The following is a 16,131-nucleotide window of genomic DNA, read 5'->3' on the forward strand; positions in this document are numbered from 1 at the left end:
TTGTCTTGGTCGTATCGTCAGGAAGCGGCCGCGCCACGGCGGGCCATGTCGGCGGCGAGCGCGACGGCGATGCGCAGGCTGCCGATATCGGCGACCCCATGGCCGGCCAGGTCCAGTGCCGTACCGTGATCCACCGAGGTACGTACGAACGGCAACCCCAAGGTCACGTTGGCGGCCCGGCCGAAGCCGGCGTACTTCAGCACAGCCAGCCCTTGATCATGATACATCGCCAGCACGGCATCGATAGCGGCCAGGTGACGAGGCGTGAACAGGGTATCGGCCGGCAGCGGCCCGTCAAGCGCCAGCCCCTCGCGACGCAGCTGTGCCAGGCAGGGCGAAATCACCTCGAGTTCCTCGCGGCCGAGGTGACCGCCTTCGCCGGCATGAGGATTGAGTCCACACACGGCGATGCGCGGCGTCGCGATGCCGAACCAGCGCGCGAGGCCGGCGTGAAGGATAAGCAGAATGCGCTCAAGGCGCGTGGCGGTGATCGCGTCGGCCACCTCCCGCAATGGCAGATGCGTGGTGGCCAGCGCCACGCGCAACGCCGAGCTGCCCTGCCAATCTGGCACGCGAGCGTGCAGGGCACTGTCCGTTGCCAGCATCATGACCACTTCCTCGATGCCGCAGGCATCGCGCAGGTATTCGGTATGGCCCCGAAAGCCGGCGTGGCCGGCATCGAGAATCACGCCCTTGTGCAGCGGCGCGGTGACCATGCCGTCGGCCTGCCCGCGATGGCAGGCGTCGATCGCCATGTCGAGCGTTTCGAGCACGTAGCCGGCATTGGCCACATCGAGCTTGCCGGGGTGGCTGGGTCGGCGCAGCGCCACCGGCCACACCGGCAACACGCCAGGCCTCGTCGGCGGTACCGCTTCGCCCGGAGCCAGCGCGCGCAGGGCGACCTCGAGACCGAGCGTGGCCGCTCGCTCGGCCAGCAGCCGCGGATCGCCTATCGCCACGATCCGCCCCGGCAGCTCCTCCTCCGTCATCAACTGCAACACCAGTTCGGGCCCGATGCCGGCGGGTTCGCCGGTGGTGAGAGCCAGTACGGGCGCATCAGGCGGCATCGTCATCAGCGACCTTCGGCGAGCCGATTGTCGACGAACGCCTCGGCACGGATTTCCTGGAGCCAGGCCTCCAGCGCCTCGTTGGCCTTGCGCTGGAAGACCATCTGGCGCGCTTGCTCGCGGCTCACGTTGCCGCCCTGCTGCTCCATAAAGCGCTCGACCTCGCGCTCGCTGACGTTGACGCGGCCTCCGATGCGACGCTGATGCAGTTCGCGCAGCAGCATCTCGCGACGGATCTCCTCACGCACGGTCGACATGGTCAGTCCGTCGGCCTCCAGCGCATCGGCGAACTGATCGAGGGTCATGCCGTTGCTCTCGGCAATTTCACGGATCTGGCGGTTGAGTGCGGTATCGTCGACGGAAAGCCCGGCATCCGCCGCCATTTGCAGTTGGATTTCCTCGACGATGATCTGCTCCAGAACCTGCTCCCGCAGCATCGCCTCGGGAGGCAACTGTTGGCCACGCGCGGCCAGTTGGCTGCGCGCCTGCGCCATGCGTTCCTCGAGTTGGCTCTGCATGATGGCCTGCTGGTTGACCACGGCCACGATGCGGTCCAGGGATTGCCGCTGTACCGGCTGATAGTCCTGGGCCTGGGCCGCGAACGGCAAGACGCCAAGGCACAGGGCCAACCCCAGGGTGGCCCCCAGGGACGCGAGTCGCGGAATCCGCATGTCGTTCTTTCCTCTCATGATGTGACTGCCAAAGGGCCAACCCGGGTCGGCTCAGAAATCCTGCCAAGGCTCTGCTCAGAACTCTGTGGCGCGATAGCCGGGTATGGCCGTTTCGAAATATCCGGCGGCATTGCCGCCGACGCCGCCCAGTCCTTTGAACACGAAGCGCAGGAAGATACCGCGCTCGGTGGTGTCATCCTCGATGGTATTCGCAGTGTCGTTGTCCTCGATCCACTCACGCCATACCAGCTGCAGACCATAGCAGCAGTCGTTCCACTGTACACCGGCCATCTGATCCAGGCTGCGACGGTTGGTATGGTCGTGGAGATAGCGTCCGATGACATCGATCCTCGGATTGACCTTGTAGGCGAAGGAGAGCTCGTACTCCTCGCGATCGTACCCCAGGCGATCTTTGTCTTCCCCGGACGGATCGAATCCTTCGAGTTGCCAGCGATAGGCAAGGTTCAATACATGGCCGCGGGGATCGCGATAGGCAACGCCTACGCTGCTGCGCTCCGTGCGACTCCGATGGTCGTCGTAGAGCCACTCGTAGCGCGTGCTCCAACGGTCGTTGATTCGCCAGTCCAGGCGCGTCACCCACGGAGATCGGTCGCGTATCGCCTGATAGAGGCGCTCACCGTCGTCGGCTCGCGGTGAAGGCAGCGTGTCGGGATCGCCGGCCATGTCGATGCTGCGGTCGTCGAAGTAGTACGCTTGTCCCACGCCCAGCATGAAGCGGTCACGACCGCTCCCGTCTTCCAGGAAACGACTGCTCACCGCGTAGGAGATACGGTTGAGGTCGCCGATGCGATCAGAGCCCGTGAAACGGTATGGCGACCAGAGCTGATTCCAGGAAAAGGCGCGTTCGTCGCTATCGAAATCGGGAAACTCGCTCTGGTCGCGGGCCGGCACGTAGGCATAGTTGAGCCGCGGCTCCAGGGTCTGACGGTAGTCGCGCCCTCCGAGCTCGAGCTCGCGCTCGAATATCAGGCCACCGTCGATCGAGGCGACCGGCACTGCACGCTGCAGCGAGGTACTGCGTTCGGTTTCCCGTTCGCCGTAGTCGAGGTCGTAGGCGGTGTAGAGCCACTCCACCCTCGGCTCCAGGTGCCCCCAGGATTCATCGAAGCGCCAGCCTGTCGCCGGCGACAGGTGCAGTCTCGTTCCGGTGGCGGATTCCCGCAGCGGCACGCGGGTGCGATCGACGTCGCGCCAGAAGTAGGTGACGTCGGAGCGCCACTGCTGGTAGAGCCCACCGGGTTGGGACCAGCGCGCGGCGGCGCTAAGGCTGGGCAGTCGATAGAACGGTTTGTCACGGTCACGCAGCGGGTGTTCGAGCCGCTGGTAGCCCTGGGCGCGCGCCTGCAGGTTCCATGTATCACCGCGGTAGTTGAGCAGGGCCAGCCGTGGCATGTTGCTGGGCCCCTCGCCGAAGGCGCTGCCGAAGTCGTCGAAGTAGCGACCGTCGCTGGCCGCGCCGTAGCGCAGGTTGTAGCGGGTGCGGGCGTCGAACGAACCGCTATGCATGTAGTCGACGTACCAGCGATCCTCGCCTTCGAAGCGCCGGGTTTCATCATCGCTGGCGCCGCCGTCGTCGTTCGACAGGTAGGCCCCCTCGATCTGACCGGCATCGGTGGGGAACAGGTAACGGTATTCGCCCCCCAGCAGCAAACCATGCTCGGTAATCCAACGCGGCGTGATGGTGGCGTCGTGATTGGGCGCGATGTTCCAGTAGAACGGCTGGGCGTAATCGAGACTGTCGCTGGAGAGTCCCAGCGCGGGCCACAGGAAGCCCGTATGACGTCGGTCGTCGATGGGAAAGCGCACCCAGGGCCAGTAGAATACCGGGACCCGTCCCACTTCCAGGCGCGCGTGACGCGCGGTACCGAAGCCGCTCTCGCGGTCGAGAATCAGGTCGCGCGTCGCCAGTCGCCACAGGGAATCGCCGGGATCGCAGGTAGTGAAGTTCGACGAGATCAGCCGATAGCGCCCATCTTCCAGCCGCGACAGTTGCACCGCATCGCCGCGCAGGTGCTGGTCATGGATCACGTAGTGGGCCGAATCGACACGGGCCGCGTCGCTGTTCAACGAAACCTCGGCGGCCTCCCCACGCACCAGCAGATTGAGATCGCGCAGCGCCAGCGGCCCCTCGGCCTCGGCATGCTCACGCCCGGAAGGCATGCGCACCTTGGGGGATTCGAGCTGGCTGTCGCCGCGACGCAGGATCACCTCGCCATTGAGAATGGTCTCGCCATCCTCACCGTAATAGGCGCTGTCAGCTTCGGCGCTGACCCTCCCTGGGTCTTCGGTCGCGGGCAAACGATAGGCGGGCATCACGTAGACACCGCGGCACAGCGCCTCGTCGGGTCGATCGCTTCCCCAAGGGTGCCAGTCCAGTTGCCAGGCCGGCAATGGCTCAAGTGCCATCGCCAGCGGCGCACCGATCGTCAGGCCGGAAGAGATCAAGCCGGCCAACGCCGTTCCCGCATGTCGCTTGCCCATGGTCCCTCGATGTCCTTGGCGAAGAGAATCGGTATTATACAGACCGCACCCAGCCTGTCGTATGTGCCGGAGCGGTCAGCATGCGGCGGTGCCCCACGGGCGTCAACCGGCACCGTCCGACACAGCAAGGAGCCAGCATGACCCAGGCCGACACATCGACGCGCTTCGACGCCCTACGCCACTGGGCAGCCGAGCGGCACCGGTTACCCGCCGAGGCGCTCGACCTGCGTCTGGCCGCGGGCGACGCCAGCTTTCGCCGCTACTTTCGCCTGACCCTGCCCGGTGGTGACACGCGCATGCTCATGGATGCGCCACCCGTCCAGGAAGACAGCCGCCCCTTCGTCGACATCGCGCGCCGCTGGCGGGCCGGGGGCCTGCCGGTGCCGGCGCTGTACGCGGTGGACCTGGAGGCCGGTTTTCTCGAACTCGATGACCTGGGCGATACCCCGCTGCAGACCCGTTTTGCCGGCGAAACCCATCCGGAGACCCTGACCTGGCACGAACGCGCTTTCGAGCTGATTCACCAACTGCAGGATCGCGCCGGTCCCGGCGCGCTGCCGAACTACGATGCCGCCCTGCTCGGCCGCGAGCTGGATCTGTTCATCGATTGGTGCCAGGACAGGTGGCTGGGCATGGCCACGCCACCGCCCGGCTGGGGCGAACTTCGCGAAGCGCTGATCGACTCGGCCCTGGCCCAACCGGTGGTGACGGTGCACCGCGATTTCGATGCCATGAACCTGATGGTGCGCGACGAGCGCCTCTACCTGATCGATTTCCAGGACGCCGTGGCCGGCCCCATCAGTTACGACCTGATCTCGTTGCTGCGCGGTCGCTACTGTCACTTTTCCGCAGAACGCTTCGCCTCCTGGACCGAAGCCTTCCGTCAGCGGGCGATCACAGACGGTCGCCTGCCGGGCACCATGACTGCCGAGGGTTTCCACCGGCAGGTGCAGGCCATGGCCGCCCAGCGCTCGCTCAAGGTACTCGGTATCTTCTGCCGCCTGACCCTGCGTGACGGCCGCTCGGGCTATCTCGAACGATTGCCTCACTTTCTCGCCCACCTGGAAGCGAGCCTCGTCGACCTGCCCGAGCATCAGCGCTTCTATCGCTGGCTCCTCGGAGAGTTCCGCCCCGCTCTGGCGCATCGCCTGGCTTCCCTGGCCCAAGGAGGGCCCCGATGAAGGCGATGATCCTTGCCGCCGGCCTCGGAAAACGCATGCGACCGTTGACCGACCGCTGCCCCAAACCGCTGCTGCCCGTGGCGGGCAAGCCGCTGATTGTGCACCATCTGGAGCGGCTGGCGTCGGCGGGGATCCGGGATGTGATCGTCAACGTCAGCTATCGCGCCGAGCAGATCGTCGAGGCGCTGGGCGACGGCAGCGCCTATGGTGTGTCGATCGCCTGGAGCCGCGAGAGCACCCCGCTGGAGACCGGCGGTGGCATCCGCCAGGCGCTGCTGCTGCTGGGTGACGCCCCCTTCCTGCTGGTGAATGGGGACGTCTGGAGCGATTTCGATCCTGCCAACCTGCCCCCGCTGGGCGACGACCTGGCCCACCTGGTACTGGTCGACAACCCCGCGCACCACCCCATGGGGGATTTCCACCTCGGCGCCACCGGGCGGGTACACGCTCAGGGTGAGCCACGGTTGACCTACGCCGGGCTCGGCCTGCTTGACCCGGCCCTGGTCGCCGACCAAGCGCCGGGTGAGTTCCCCCTGGCCCCGCTGCTGCGCGAGGCGATGCACGCCGGACGCGTCGGCGGCACCCATCATTGCGGTCGCTGGGTCGACGTGGGCACGCCTGAGCGCTTGGCCGAACTCGACCGCGAGCTGTGCCGGCGCCGGGGCTGAGCCCGAGGCAACACAGTGGTAAGCTGCCCGAAATTGCCGTGGATCAGCGCATCTAACCAATAGGAAGGAGTTCAGCTCGTGAAAGCCAGCGTCAAGTGGACCGATAATTGCCAGTTCGTCGCCTGGGGTTGTAGAGAGTGGGCAGCGGCCACGGGGCCGTCGCGGATCAGCGCATCTAACCAATAGGAAGGAGTTCAGCTCGTGAAAGCCAGCGTCAAGTGGACCGATGGTCGCCAGTTCGTCGCCGAGTCCGGCAGCGGCCATAGCGTCGTGATTGACGGTCCGCCCGATCATGGCGGCCGCAACACCGGGCCGCGCCCCATGGAAATGTTGCTGATGGGCCTGGGCGCCTGCACGTCCTTCGACGTGCTGGAGATTCTCGAGAAGTCGCGCGCCGGCGTCACCGACTGCGTGGCGAGCATCGAGGCGGAACGCGCCGACACGGTGCCGAGCGTATTCACCAAGATCCACGTTCACTTCACTGTCAGCGGCCACAAGCTCAAGGAGAACCAAGTCAAGCGCGCCGTGGAGCTTTCCGCCGAGAAGTACTGCAGCGCCTCGATCATGCTGGCCAAGGGCGGCGTCGAAGTCACCCACTCCTACAGCATCGTCGACGATTGATTCGGCGAAACCACCTCGCCTCATGAACGCAAGGGGCCCGCCAAAGCGGGCCCTTGCGTTCGTGCCGTGCCAGCTAGACGGGCGGCGCGTCCACGTGTCGCCAGAGATACAGCGCCAGGTGCGAGCGGTACGGAGCGAAGCGTGCGGCTGTACGCTGGGTCTTGCGCCGTGGGCTGGTGAGTCGCGCCAGCGTCTTGCGTGCGGCCACGTCCCCTTCCGGCCAGACATCCGGCTCGCCGAAATAGAAGATCGATACCATATCGGCCGTCCACTGCCCCACGCCCCACAGCGCGGTCAGGCGCCTCGATCGCTCGGCATGATCGAGTTCACGCAGGATGTCGGCCTCGAGGCGACCGGCCCGCGCCTCCTCGGCGATCAGGCACAGCGCCCTGACCTTGGCGCCTGACAGGCCACAGCCACGCAGGACGTCCTGGTTGGATGCGGCAAGGAACTCCATCAGCGGGGCATCGCCCGCTGCAGCGAGCACGCGCCCCCAAATCGAGCGCGCCGCCTTCACCGAGAGTTGCTGTCCCGCCACCGAACGACACAGACGTTCGGCCAAGGGCTGGCGGTTGTCGACCATGAGCGTTATCGGCCCGCCCCGCTCGATGGCATCGGCGAGCAGAGGACTCAGCTCTCGAGCGACCTCGACGAAGCGTTCATGGATGTCGGACATGGCCTGGGCTCGGCTCAGAGATGATAGACGCTCTTGGTCATTACCCTGGACATCAGGCTCATGCCGAACTTGACCGGCGCCGGGAAACGCGCCCCACCCGCCTCCAGCGCCAGTTGCGCATGGTGAGCCTCGTCGATGGCCATCTGGCGCAATACGGCGCGCGACCGATGATCCCCCGCCGGCAACTTGACCATATGCTCATCGAGGTGGCGCCCGACCTGCTCCTCGGTGGCCGCAACGAAGCCGAGGCTGATGCGGTCGCCAATGGCACCCGCCACCGCGCCCAACCCGAAGGAAGCGGCATAGAAAAGCGGGTTGAGTACGCTGGTATGGCTGTCCAGCTCATGCAGCCGGTCGTCGCACCACGCCAGATGATCGATCTCCTCCTGAGCGGAATGCTCCATCTGGGTGCGCACTTCAGGCAGCTTGGCAGTGAAGCCCTGGCCTTGGTAGAGGGCCTGGGCGCAAACCTCGCCGGTATGGTTGACCCGCATCAGCCCCGCGGCATGCCGCCGCTCCTCGGCGCTCATGTCGTCGTCGTGGACGTCCGGTGTCGCCGGTGAAGGCCGCGACGCACGCGCGGCATGCGGCAGGAGGGTACGCAGCACGGTGTCGAACTGGTGAATCAGATTATCGGCACGGGAGTAATGACGGCTCATCTCATCCTCTTAGCGATGCGGACGGTGTGGCGACCTCGTCGGCGCGCCGTCCGCTCGATGACCATGGCACATCGCATCGACGCCACCTCGAAGGTGTCGTCGGCGGAACGAGGTGCACCTGATGGCGTCGCACGCCTCGACGCGCGCGGTGTTTCACCGTAAGGCGCCAGCTAGCCAGCCGGCCAAGTAAAGCGGCGACCGCCCATCAGGTGCATATGGATATGATAGACCGTCTGGCCTCCCTGGTCATTGCAGTTCATCACCACGCGGTAGCCATCCTCGGCAAAGCCGCGCTCCTCCGCCAATCGAGCCGCGACGTACGGCAGTCTCCCGACCAGCGCCAGGTCACGCTCCTCAATGTCGTTGAGGGTGGCGATATGGGCCTTGGGTACGATCAGGATATGGGTCGGGGCCTGCGGATTGATATCGTTGAACGCCAGCACGCGTTCGTCCTCGTAGACGATATCGGCCGGAATTTCGCGATTCACGATCTTGCAGAACAGGCAGTCCATCGGCTCGTGCTCCTGTCAAGGGTGGCGAATGGCGCGGTCAGCGGAAGCGGCGCTGGGCCAGCAGATGGCGCACCAGCGGCGCCAGGATCAGCTCGATCGCCAAGGACATGCGCGCGCCTGGCACCACCAGCGTATGTGGGCGACTCATGAACGAATCCTGGATCATCGCGAGCAGCCAGGGGAAGTCCACCGTCGAAGGGTCGCGAAAGCGGATCACCACGAACGACTCGGCGTCGTTGGGGATGTCCTGCACCTCGAAGGGATTGGACGTGTCCACGGTGGGTACGCGCTGGAAGTTGATATGCGTGCGCGAGAACTGCGGCTGGATGTAGCGCACGTAGTCATCCATGCGACCGAGGATGGTGTCGATCACGGCTTCCTGCGAGTAGCCGCGCATCTTGATATCGCGATCGATCTTCTGGATCCACTCCAGGTTCATGGTGGGCGCCACGCCCACCAGCAGATCGACGTGCCGCGCGATGTCGTGCTCCGCCGTGACCAGCCCGCCATGCAGCCCTTCGTAGAAAAGCAGGTCGGTGCCGCAGGGCAGCGGCTGCCACTCGGTGAAGGTGCCCACCTGGTAGCCTGCCTCGATCATCTGCTTGTCTTCGGCATGAATATAGTGGCGGAAAGTGCCGGTGCCGTGCTCGCCGTACTCGAGGAACAACGCCTCGAGACGATCGAGCAGGTTGGCCTCCACGGCGAAATGGGAGAGTTGATTCTTGCGCTCGGGCTCCTCGCGAAAGATCCGCGCCAACTCTTCCCGGGTATAACGATGGAAGGCGTCGCCGTCGACGAAGGCGGCGTGCACGTCCTCGCGCGCGAACATGCGCTCGAAAGTACGCTTCACCGTGGTCGTCCCGGCCCCGGAGGAGCCGGTCACGGCGATGATGGGGTATTCGCGCGACATCAGGCAGCCCCTGCCCGGGCCAGGGTGTCGCTGACGCTCTGCGGCACCGCGACGGGGCGCCCTCGCGCGGGGTCGAGCAGCAGCAGGTTGAGGCGCGCGGTGGCCACCGGCCGGCCCCCCTCGGCGTGGCACACGCGATGAAAGACGGTGATTGATTTGCCGGCCGGCGCCGGTATCGCCGTCTCCACCACCAGCGCATCCGGCCAGCGGGCCTCGGACTGATACTGCACGGCCAGGTCGACCACGACGCTGGGATAGCCGCCCAGGTCCCATTCGACGAGCCCGAGATCGGCAAAGGCCTGAATACGCGCCTCGTGGAGCAGCGACACCAGAGCGTCATGCCCCAGATGACGGCCATAGTTCATGTCGGCAATGCGCACCGACAGGGGGTGACGATGGACGACGTCGCTCTGCGGAAAGTCCAGCTTGATGCGCTCCATGCTCGCTCCCTGAATCTTGTTATAGGTCGTGTCGGTGAGTTTCAGCCGACCTGGCACTTGCGGGCAATGGCACGGTGGGCGATGTCACACCGGTACTGTGCCCCTTCCCAGCGGATCGCCGCCACGCCTGCGTAGGCCCGGTCGCGGGCCTGCGCCACGTCCTGTCCCAGTGCCGTGACACACAGCACACGGCCGCCGCCGGTCACGATACGCCCTTGGTCGTCTTCGGCGGTTCCGGCATGGAATACCTTGCAGCCAGCCGCGGCGGCGGCCTCGAGACCTTCGATCGCGTCGCCTTTGCGGTAGCTACCGGGATAGCCACCTGCGGCCATCACCACGCCCACCGCGGCGTGCGGGTCCCACTCGCAGGTTTGCCCGGCCAGTTCACCGCGCGCTCCGGCCAGACACAGCCCTGCCAGATCCGATTGCAGGCGCAGCATGATCGGCTGGGTCTCGGGATCGCCGAAACGGCAGTTATACTCGATGACCTTGGGGTTGCCCTCGGCGTCGATCATCAACCCGGCGTAAAGAAAACCGGTATAGGCGTGGCCCTCCGCCGCCATGCCGTACACCGTGGGCATGATGACGCGCTCCAGGATACGCTCGTGCACGCTGTCGGTGACCACCGGCGCCGGCGAGTAGGCGCCCATGCCGCCGGTATTGGGCCCGGCATCGCCATCCAGGGCACGCTTATGGTCCTGACTGGTGGCCATGGGCAGCACCGTGGTGCCGTCGACCATCACGATGAAGCTCGCCTCCTCGCCCTCAAGGAACTCCTCGATGACCACGCGGGCACCGGCATCGCCGAAGGCATTGGCCTCGAGCATGTCGCGCACCGCCGCCTCGGCCTCGGCCAGGGTCATGGCCACGATCACGCCCTTGCCCGCCGCCAGGCCGTCGGCCTTGATCACGATCGGCGCCCCCTGCTCGGCGAGATACGCCAGTGCCGGCTCGACCTCGGTGAAGGTGCGGTACTCGGCGGTAGGGATGGCATGACGCGCCAGAAAGTCCTTGGTGAAGGACTTCGATCCTTCGAGCTGGGCGGCGCCCCGGGTCGGCCCGAAGATCGCCAGTCCCGCCTCGCGGAAACGATCGACCACGCCCTCGACCAGCGGTGCCTCGGGGCCCACCACGGTCAGCTCGACGCCTTCGTCACGAGCAAACGCCACCAGGCCCTCCAGGTCTGACACCTCGATGGCGACATTGGTCAGGCCCGGCTCATGCGCCGTGCCGGCATTGCCGGGTGCCACGAAGACCCGCTCCACGCGGGGCGACTGGCCAATTTTCCAGGCCAGGGCGTGTTCGCGGCCACCGCCGCCGATGATCAGAACCTTCATCCGCTGCTCTACCTGTCTCTCGCTGATATCGCCGTGGGGTTCGGCGGGGAAAACGTCGCGGCATTATGGCAGAAAGCCTCGGCGTTCGCCGCTCAGGAGGATTCGCCGCTGCCCTTTTCTTCCTCCTCCTTGCTTTCCTCTTCCTTCGAAGCCTTCCTGCCGGGCTGCCCCCGGCCAATGGCCTGCTGCCAGAAGCGCATGTTCTCTTCGGCCATCTCCCGCATCAACTCCATGGGTGAATGCCGCATGGCCTGCTGCCACTGGTCCTGCATGCGCTTCTGCTGTTCCAGCATCAGTTGGGTGCCCTGCTCGAGGTAGCGCGCCAGCGGCAACGGCTGAGCCATGTCGTAGACCCGGATGAACTGGGCCAGCAGATCGTTGGAAAACACCTCGGCCTCGCCGTCGGCCTGCTCCTGCTCGATGATGATCGACAGCAGGATGGTGCGGGTGAGGTCCTCGCCGGTCTTGGCGTCCTCGACCCGGAAAGGTTCCTCGTCGAGGATGAGGCGCCGCAGATCCTCGAGCGTCACATAGCGGCTCTGTTCGGTATCATAGAGCCTGCGGTTGGCATACTTGCGAATCACGCGCACGACGGCACTCCTTGTCATAGGGGCAGGTTTGCCCATAGCTGCTATTGTGCACCGCGTTACCGCCCATGCAAATCGAACCGAGACGAGAGCCGATGAACCTGATCCTGCTTACCCCCGCGGAGATCCAGCGCGAGCGCCTGGCATGCGTGCGCGACCCGCGCCGTCTGCGTCACCTCAGGGAGGTTCACCGGGCGCAGGTCGGCGATCGCCTGACGCTCGGCGTGACGGGGGGAGGAATCGGTTACGGCGAGCTCGTGCGGCTGACCGATGACGAGGCCCGCTTCGCCTTGGGCGCATTCGACACGCCCCCCCCGCCACCGCTACCGGTGCACTTGGTGTTGGCTCTGCCGCGGCCGCGCATGCTGGCGAGAAGCCTGGAGCATCTCACCGCGCTCGGTGTGAAGCAGGTCACGCTTTTGCATACGCAACGCGTGGAGAAGAGCTATTGGCAATCACCGGAGCTCGCCGCGAAGAAGATTCACGAGCATCTCGTGCTGGGTCTCGAACAGGCGCGGGACACGATGCTGCCCGACGTGAGCCTGGCCAAGGGATTTCGCCCCTTCGTCGAGGAATGCCTGCCGGCCCTGCTCGATGGCCGCCGCGGCCTGCTCGCCCATCCCGGCATGGCGCAGTCGTGTCCGCGAGGACTGAATGAGCCCACCGTACTGCTGGTGGGCCCCGAAGGCGGCTTCATTCCCTACGAAGTGGAACGGCTGCTCGCGGCCGGCTGCGAGGGCATCCATTTGGGGCCGCGCATCCTGCGCGTGGAAACGGCGGTCACCGCCCTGCTTGCTCGCCTGTTCTGACACTCTGCAACCAGGCGATCCGCGTCATTCCTCATCGTCCTCGATATCGCCCTCCTCATCGTCGTCATAGCGCATGACTTCGGCATCTTCGTCGCAATCGGGCGAATGGAGAAACGTCCGAGTCACGTCAAGCAATCCCAAGTGACCGATGGTGCGCCGCCCCAGCAGCAGCGGGTAGTGCATCTCGCCGCGGTCGCGCAGGCTGAACTGTTCCTCATAGAGGGTATCGCCCATGCAGACCTCCATCAGCACTACCGGTCGCTCGTCGCGGCCACCGGCGCCACGCACGCGAATGTCGCGGAACAACGGCAGCTCCAGCTGCTTCTCGAACGCTTCGCCGCTACGCTCGTCGGTCAGCTCGAGACGAAAGCGCACCCACTCCTCGCCCTCCTTGTCGAAGGTCTCGATGTCGCGGGCATCGAGCGAGGAGGTCAGCGCGCCACTGTCCAGCTTGGCCTTCACCTCGACGCCCCAGGGCTCGATCGTGCTCTTCTCGACCCAGCCGAACACCGGCGTCTCGTCCGCTACCACTCCCGGTGCCAGGCCGGCCGCAAGCCATAGCCCGCCGACCAGGCCGAGCAGGTTCCACTGACGGCCTCGCCGTGCGCGGCCGAACCCATATCCCTTCTGGGGCATGCCTTCCTCCCTTTGCATGATTGACGCTTGATGGACCCGATCCATGGCGGTCGGTTCCGTCACTGACACGCACGTTACGTCGTCTACACTGTCCGTGTCACCAAGGATAAGGAGGGCAAAACGATGATACCGTCACGTCTGACAAGGACCGCACTCGTCGCTTCCACCGGCCTGCTGGTGGCCGGCCTGGCCATTGGCGTGCAGGCACAGTTCGAGGCGCAGGGGCTATATTCCGCACGCGACATCCTCGATGCCGAGGTGCATTTCGAATCCGCCCCCGAGGGACAGCCCAGCGAGGTCGCCGACATTCTCCTCGGCGATGACCGAAAGGTCCACGCGATCGTGGTCGACACCCACGACTCGGTGGGCCAGAACGGCGATACGCTGGTCATTACCAATCAGCACTATCGGCTGGTCAACTTCGAGGAGGAAGGCGAGACCCAGCACGACATTATCGTCGGGACCGACGCCGAGGCGCTCGAGGCCATGCCGCGTTATGACCAGGAGTGGATGAACACCGCTCGTCAGCGCGCCCGCGAGGCCTGGGACAGTGCCGGCGAGGGTGCCGAGAGCGCCTGGCATCAGACGCGCGAGGGCCTGGAGCGTATCGGCGAAGGCGCCGAGAGCGCCTGGGAGCGTACCCAGGAGGGGGCCGAGCGGGCCGGACGTCGCATCAGCGAGACGCTCGACGAATGGACCCGCGATAGCGAGAACTGATCTCCACGGCAGGTGGCATGCCGGGCTCCACGTATAAGCCCGGCCGGCACCTCAACGTCGCTGCAGTCGTTCCAGCAGGCTCACGGTGGCGAAACCGTCCGGCGTCTCGCCAATGCTGCGCTGGTACTCGCGCAGGCCGCGGCGAGTATTCGGCCCCATCACGCCGTCCGGCTCACCGACATCGAAACCGCGCTCGTTGAGCGCTCGCTGCAGGTCGCGCACTTGGCTGCGCGAGAGCGGCTGCGCATCGCGCGGCCATTCGCCTTGTATACCCGGATCACCGGCGATCCTGTCGGACAGCGATGCCACGGCCAGGGCGTAGCTCGTCGCGTTGTTGTAACGCAGGATGGCGCGGTAGTTGGCCCCCACCAGGAAGGCCGGCCCACGAGCACCGGCGGGCGCGATCACCGAGGCCTGCCCGAACGACGGCAGCGTATCGTCGCGTATGCCGCGCACGCCCTGCTCCGCCCACTCCTGGCTACTACGGCGGGTCGTCAGTTCGGTCTGGGAATAGTCGAAGCCTTGCGGCAAACGGACTTCCATGCCCCAGGGCTGTCCGCTCTGCCAGCCGGCACGCGCCAGGTAGTTGGCCGTCGACGCCATGACATCGGGAATGCTGCCCCAGATGTCGCGTCGCCCATCGCCGTCACCGTCGATGGCATAGGACTCGAAGCTCGAAGGCATGAACTGGGTATGGCCCATGGCACCCGCCCAGGAGCCGATCATGCGCTCCGGGGCGATGTCGCCGGCGTCGAGGATACGCAGCGCCGCCATCAGCTCGCCACGGGCGAAATCGCGTCGCCGCCCCTCGAAAGCCAGGGTGGCCAGCGCCTCGAGGGTGGAAAAATCGCCGAAGTTGCCGCCATAGTTGCTCTCGAGACCCCAGATCGCCACGACCACTTCGGCCGGCACGCCATAGCGCTGCTCCATACGCCGGGCCGTCTCGCGATGTTCGGCGAGCTTGGCACGCCCTTCGCTGACCCGGGCCGACGACACGGCGCTATCCAGGTACTGCCAGATGGGACGCACGAACTCGGGCTGCGAGCGGTCGAGCTCGATGACGCGTGGCCGATAGCGCACGTCGTCCAGCGCACGCGCCAGCGTCGCCTCGCTGATCCCCTCGGCATGTGCCTGGCGCCGGAAGTCCTGCAACCAATCCGGAAAATCGTCCGGTGCGCTCCGGTCGGCTTCATTGCGGGCCGTATCGTCAACGGTCCGAGGCGAGACCTCCGCTGACTCGGCGACCTCCTGCTCGCGCTCGTCGGCCACGGCGCTGGTCAGCGGGCCATGCTGGCACCCGGCCAGCAGCAGGGTCAGGGAAACGACAGGCAAGAGTGGACGTAACATTGGCTAGCATTCCTTGCATCGAAGCCACCGTTGAACAGCAGCGATTGGAAGTCAGAAACGGAGGCTAGACCAGCGCATCGCCGCCGGCAATCGCTATCGCCCTTCTCGACGTCGGCGCTAATCGCTTCCCCCATCCCGGAGGGGCCGCTTCCGAGCGTCGTCGTCGGGCTCCATGCCGCTTCTGAGTTCGTGGGTCAGGGGGTCGTAGTGGGGGCGCAGTTCGTCCTTCACCGTGCCGTGCCACAGTTTGGAACCGACGAAGTAACCGGCCCGGCCGATGACATGGGCGGCCACCGGCGCTGTCAACATGATAAACAGAATCACCCCGAGCGCCCGCGCCACCACCGCCACCTCGCCGAAATGCAGAGCCACCGCCAGCATGATCAGCGAGGCCCCGAGCGTAGCCGCCTTGGTGGTGGCATGCATGCGCGTCAGCAAGTCAGGCAGGCGCATCAGGCCGAGAGCGGCCAGAAACATGAAGAGGGCGCCGACCAGGATCAGGCCGGCCTTGAGCGTCTCAATCATCGCGCGGCCCTCCGCGTTCCAGGAAACGCGCAAAACCAATGGCCGCCATGAAGGCCATCAGCGCCATGACGATGGCCACATCCAGCAGGCTGGGCACGTCGGTGGCGATGGCCACCACCCCGATGATGCCGACGATCATCGAGGAGAAGAGTTCCAGCGCCACCACTCGGTCCGGCAGGCTGGGTCCTATGAAGAGGCGCACGAAGGCGAGGCACAGCGCCAGCGTCATGAGTATCAGGCTCAGCATGATCACGGTCGACACGAAT

General features: G+C 65.8%; 19 protein-coding genes. 5 read left to right on the forward strand and 14 right to left on the reverse strand.

Going from position 1 to position 16,131, the window contains the following annotated elements:
* Positions 1-17 precede the first annotated feature (17 nt).
* From pdxA to F0A17_RS10270, 3 genes are all read right to left on the reverse strand, one after another.
* Complete coding sequence (gene pdxA / locus F0A17_RS10260) at positions 18-1,067, reverse strand: 4-hydroxythreonine-4-phosphate dehydrogenase PdxA (RefSeq protein WP_149328781.1); 1,050 nt, start codon at positions 1,065-1,067, stop codon at positions 18-20.
* A gap of 5 nt (positions 1,068-1,072) precedes the next feature.
* The gene (locus tag F0A17_RS10265) at positions 1,073-1,738 is read right to left on the reverse strand and encodes a SurA N-terminal domain-containing protein (protein WP_149328269.1); all 666 of its coding nucleotides are present in this window, start codon (positions 1,736-1,738) and stop codon (positions 1,073-1,075) included.
* 75 nt (positions 1,739-1,813) lie between these two features.
* Positions 1,814-4,240, reverse strand: coding sequence for an LPS-assembly protein LptD (locus F0A17_RS10270; RefSeq protein WP_149328270.1), 2,427 nt, complete (start codon positions 4,238-4,240; stop codon positions 1,814-1,816).
* 137 nt (positions 4,241-4,377) lie between these two features.
* On the opposite strand from F0A17_RS10270, the gene F0A17_RS10275 reads away from it, so the two are divergent.
* The 3 genes from F0A17_RS10275 (at position 4,378) to F0A17_RS10285 (ending at position 6,710) form a co-directional block, all read left to right on the forward strand.
* Positions 4,378-5,421: an aminoglycoside phosphotransferase family protein gene (locus tag F0A17_RS10275; protein ID WP_149328271.1), complete on the forward strand. Its 1,044-nt coding sequence runs from the start codon at positions 4,378-4,380 to the stop codon at positions 5,419-5,421.
* A complete protein-coding gene (murU, locus tag F0A17_RS10280; protein ID WP_149328272.1) occupies positions 5,418-6,089 on the forward strand; it encodes an N-acetylmuramate alpha-1-phosphate uridylyltransferase MurU in 672 nt (223 codons plus the stop codon). Before F0A17_RS10275 ends, murU begins: the two co-directional genes overlap by 4 nt.
* Positions 6,090-6,290: 201 nt before the next feature.
* A complete protein-coding gene (locus F0A17_RS10285; protein ID WP_149328273.1) occupies positions 6,291-6,710 on the forward strand; it encodes an OsmC family protein in 420 nt (139 codons plus the stop codon).
* Between the two features lie 73 nt (positions 6,711-6,783).
* Here the strand turns inward: F0A17_RS10285 and F0A17_RS10290 are convergent, their stop codons facing one another.
* From F0A17_RS10290 to phaR, 7 genes are all read right to left on the reverse strand, one after another.
* Positions 6,784-7,386 (reverse strand): DNA-3-methyladenine glycosylase family protein, encoded by a 603-nt coding sequence (locus F0A17_RS10290; protein ID WP_149328274.1) that lies wholly within the window; start codon positions 7,384-7,386, stop codon positions 6,784-6,786.
* A 14-nt stretch (positions 7,387-7,400) separates the two neighbouring features.
* Positions 7,401-8,045: a 2-polyprenyl-3-methyl-6-methoxy-1,4-benzoquinone monooxygenase gene (gene coq7, locus F0A17_RS10295; protein WP_149328275.1), complete on the reverse strand. Its 645-nt coding sequence runs from the start codon at positions 8,043-8,045 to the stop codon at positions 7,401-7,403.
* Positions 8,046-8,215: 170 nt separating this feature from the next.
* On the reverse strand, positions 8,216-8,557 hold the full coding sequence (locus F0A17_RS10300; RefSeq protein WP_149328276.1) for a histidine triad nucleotide-binding protein: 342 nt from the start codon (positions 8,555-8,557) through the stop codon (positions 8,216-8,218).
* Between the two features lie 37 nt (positions 8,558-8,594).
* Entirely contained in the window at positions 8,595-9,467 is an 873-nt protein-coding gene (locus tag F0A17_RS10305) for a phosphoribulokinase (RefSeq protein WP_149328277.1), read from the reverse strand.
* Positions 9,467-9,907, reverse strand: coding sequence for an acyl-CoA thioesterase (locus tag F0A17_RS10310; RefSeq protein ID WP_149328278.1), 441 nt, complete (start codon positions 9,905-9,907; stop codon positions 9,467-9,469). The genes F0A17_RS10305 and F0A17_RS10310 overlap by 1 nt, the downstream gene beginning before the upstream one ends.
* Positions 9,908-9,948: 41 nt before the next feature.
* Complete coding sequence (gene purD, locus F0A17_RS10315; RefSeq protein WP_149328279.1) at positions 9,949-11,244, reverse strand: phosphoribosylamine--glycine ligase; 1,296 nt, start codon at positions 11,242-11,244, stop codon at positions 9,949-9,951.
* A 92-nt stretch (positions 11,245-11,336) separates the two neighbouring features.
* Positions 11,337-11,834 (reverse strand): polyhydroxyalkanoate synthesis repressor PhaR, encoded by a 498-nt coding sequence (gene phaR, locus F0A17_RS10320; RefSeq protein ID WP_149328280.1) that lies wholly within the window; start codon positions 11,832-11,834, stop codon positions 11,337-11,339.
* A 92-nt stretch (positions 11,835-11,926) separates the two neighbouring features.
* On the opposite strand from phaR, the gene F0A17_RS10325 reads away from it, so the two are divergent.
* Complete coding sequence (locus F0A17_RS10325) at positions 11,927-12,640, forward strand: 16S rRNA (uracil(1498)-N(3))-methyltransferase (RefSeq protein ID WP_149328281.1); 714 nt, start codon at positions 11,927-11,929, stop codon at positions 12,638-12,640.
* Between the two features lie 24 nt (positions 12,641-12,664).
* On the opposite strand, the gene rloA3 is transcribed toward F0A17_RS10325, so the two are convergent.
* A complete protein-coding gene (gene rloA3 / locus F0A17_RS10330; RefSeq protein WP_149328282.1) occupies positions 12,665-13,276 on the reverse strand; it encodes a retropepsin-like aspartic peptidase RloA3 in 612 nt (203 codons plus the stop codon).
* Positions 13,277-13,399: 123 nt separating this feature from the next.
* Here rloA3 and F0A17_RS10335 point away from each other — a divergent pair, with 123 nt between their 5' ends.
* Positions 13,400-13,993: a hypothetical protein gene (locus F0A17_RS10335; RefSeq protein ID WP_149328283.1), complete on the forward strand. Its 594-nt coding sequence runs from the start codon at positions 13,400-13,402 to the stop codon at positions 13,991-13,993.
* Positions 13,994-14,044: 51 nt separating this feature from the next.
* Here F0A17_RS10335 and F0A17_RS10340 read toward each other — a convergent pair whose 3' ends face one another.
* The 3 genes from F0A17_RS10340 to F0A17_RS10350 all read right to left on the reverse strand — a co-directional run bounded on the left by F0A17_RS10340 (position 14,045) and on the right by F0A17_RS10350 (position 16,127).
* Positions 14,045-15,340, reverse strand: a complete 1,296-nt coding sequence (locus F0A17_RS10340; protein WP_149328284.1) for a lytic murein transglycosylase — start codon at positions 15,338-15,340, stop codon at positions 14,045-14,047.
* Positions 15,341-15,457: 117 nt separating this feature from the next.
* Positions 15,458-15,865 carry a monovalent cation/H(+) antiporter subunit G gene (mnhG, locus tag F0A17_RS10345; RefSeq protein WP_149328285.1) on the reverse strand — a complete coding sequence of 136 codons (408 nt, stop codon included), beginning with the start codon at positions 15,863-15,865 and terminating at the stop codon, positions 15,458-15,460.
* On the reverse strand, positions 15,858-16,127 hold the full coding sequence (locus F0A17_RS10350; RefSeq protein ID WP_149328286.1) for a monovalent cation/H+ antiporter complex subunit F: 270 nt from the start codon (positions 16,125-16,127) through the stop codon (positions 15,858-15,860). Before F0A17_RS10350 ends, mnhG begins: the two co-directional genes overlap by 8 nt.
* Between the last annotated feature and the right edge of the window lie 4 nt (positions 16,128-16,131).

The organism is Billgrantia pellis (genome assembly GCF_008297955.1).
Classification (GTDB): domain Bacteria; phylum Pseudomonadota; class Gammaproteobacteria; order Pseudomonadales; family Halomonadaceae; genus Halomonas; species Halomonas pellis.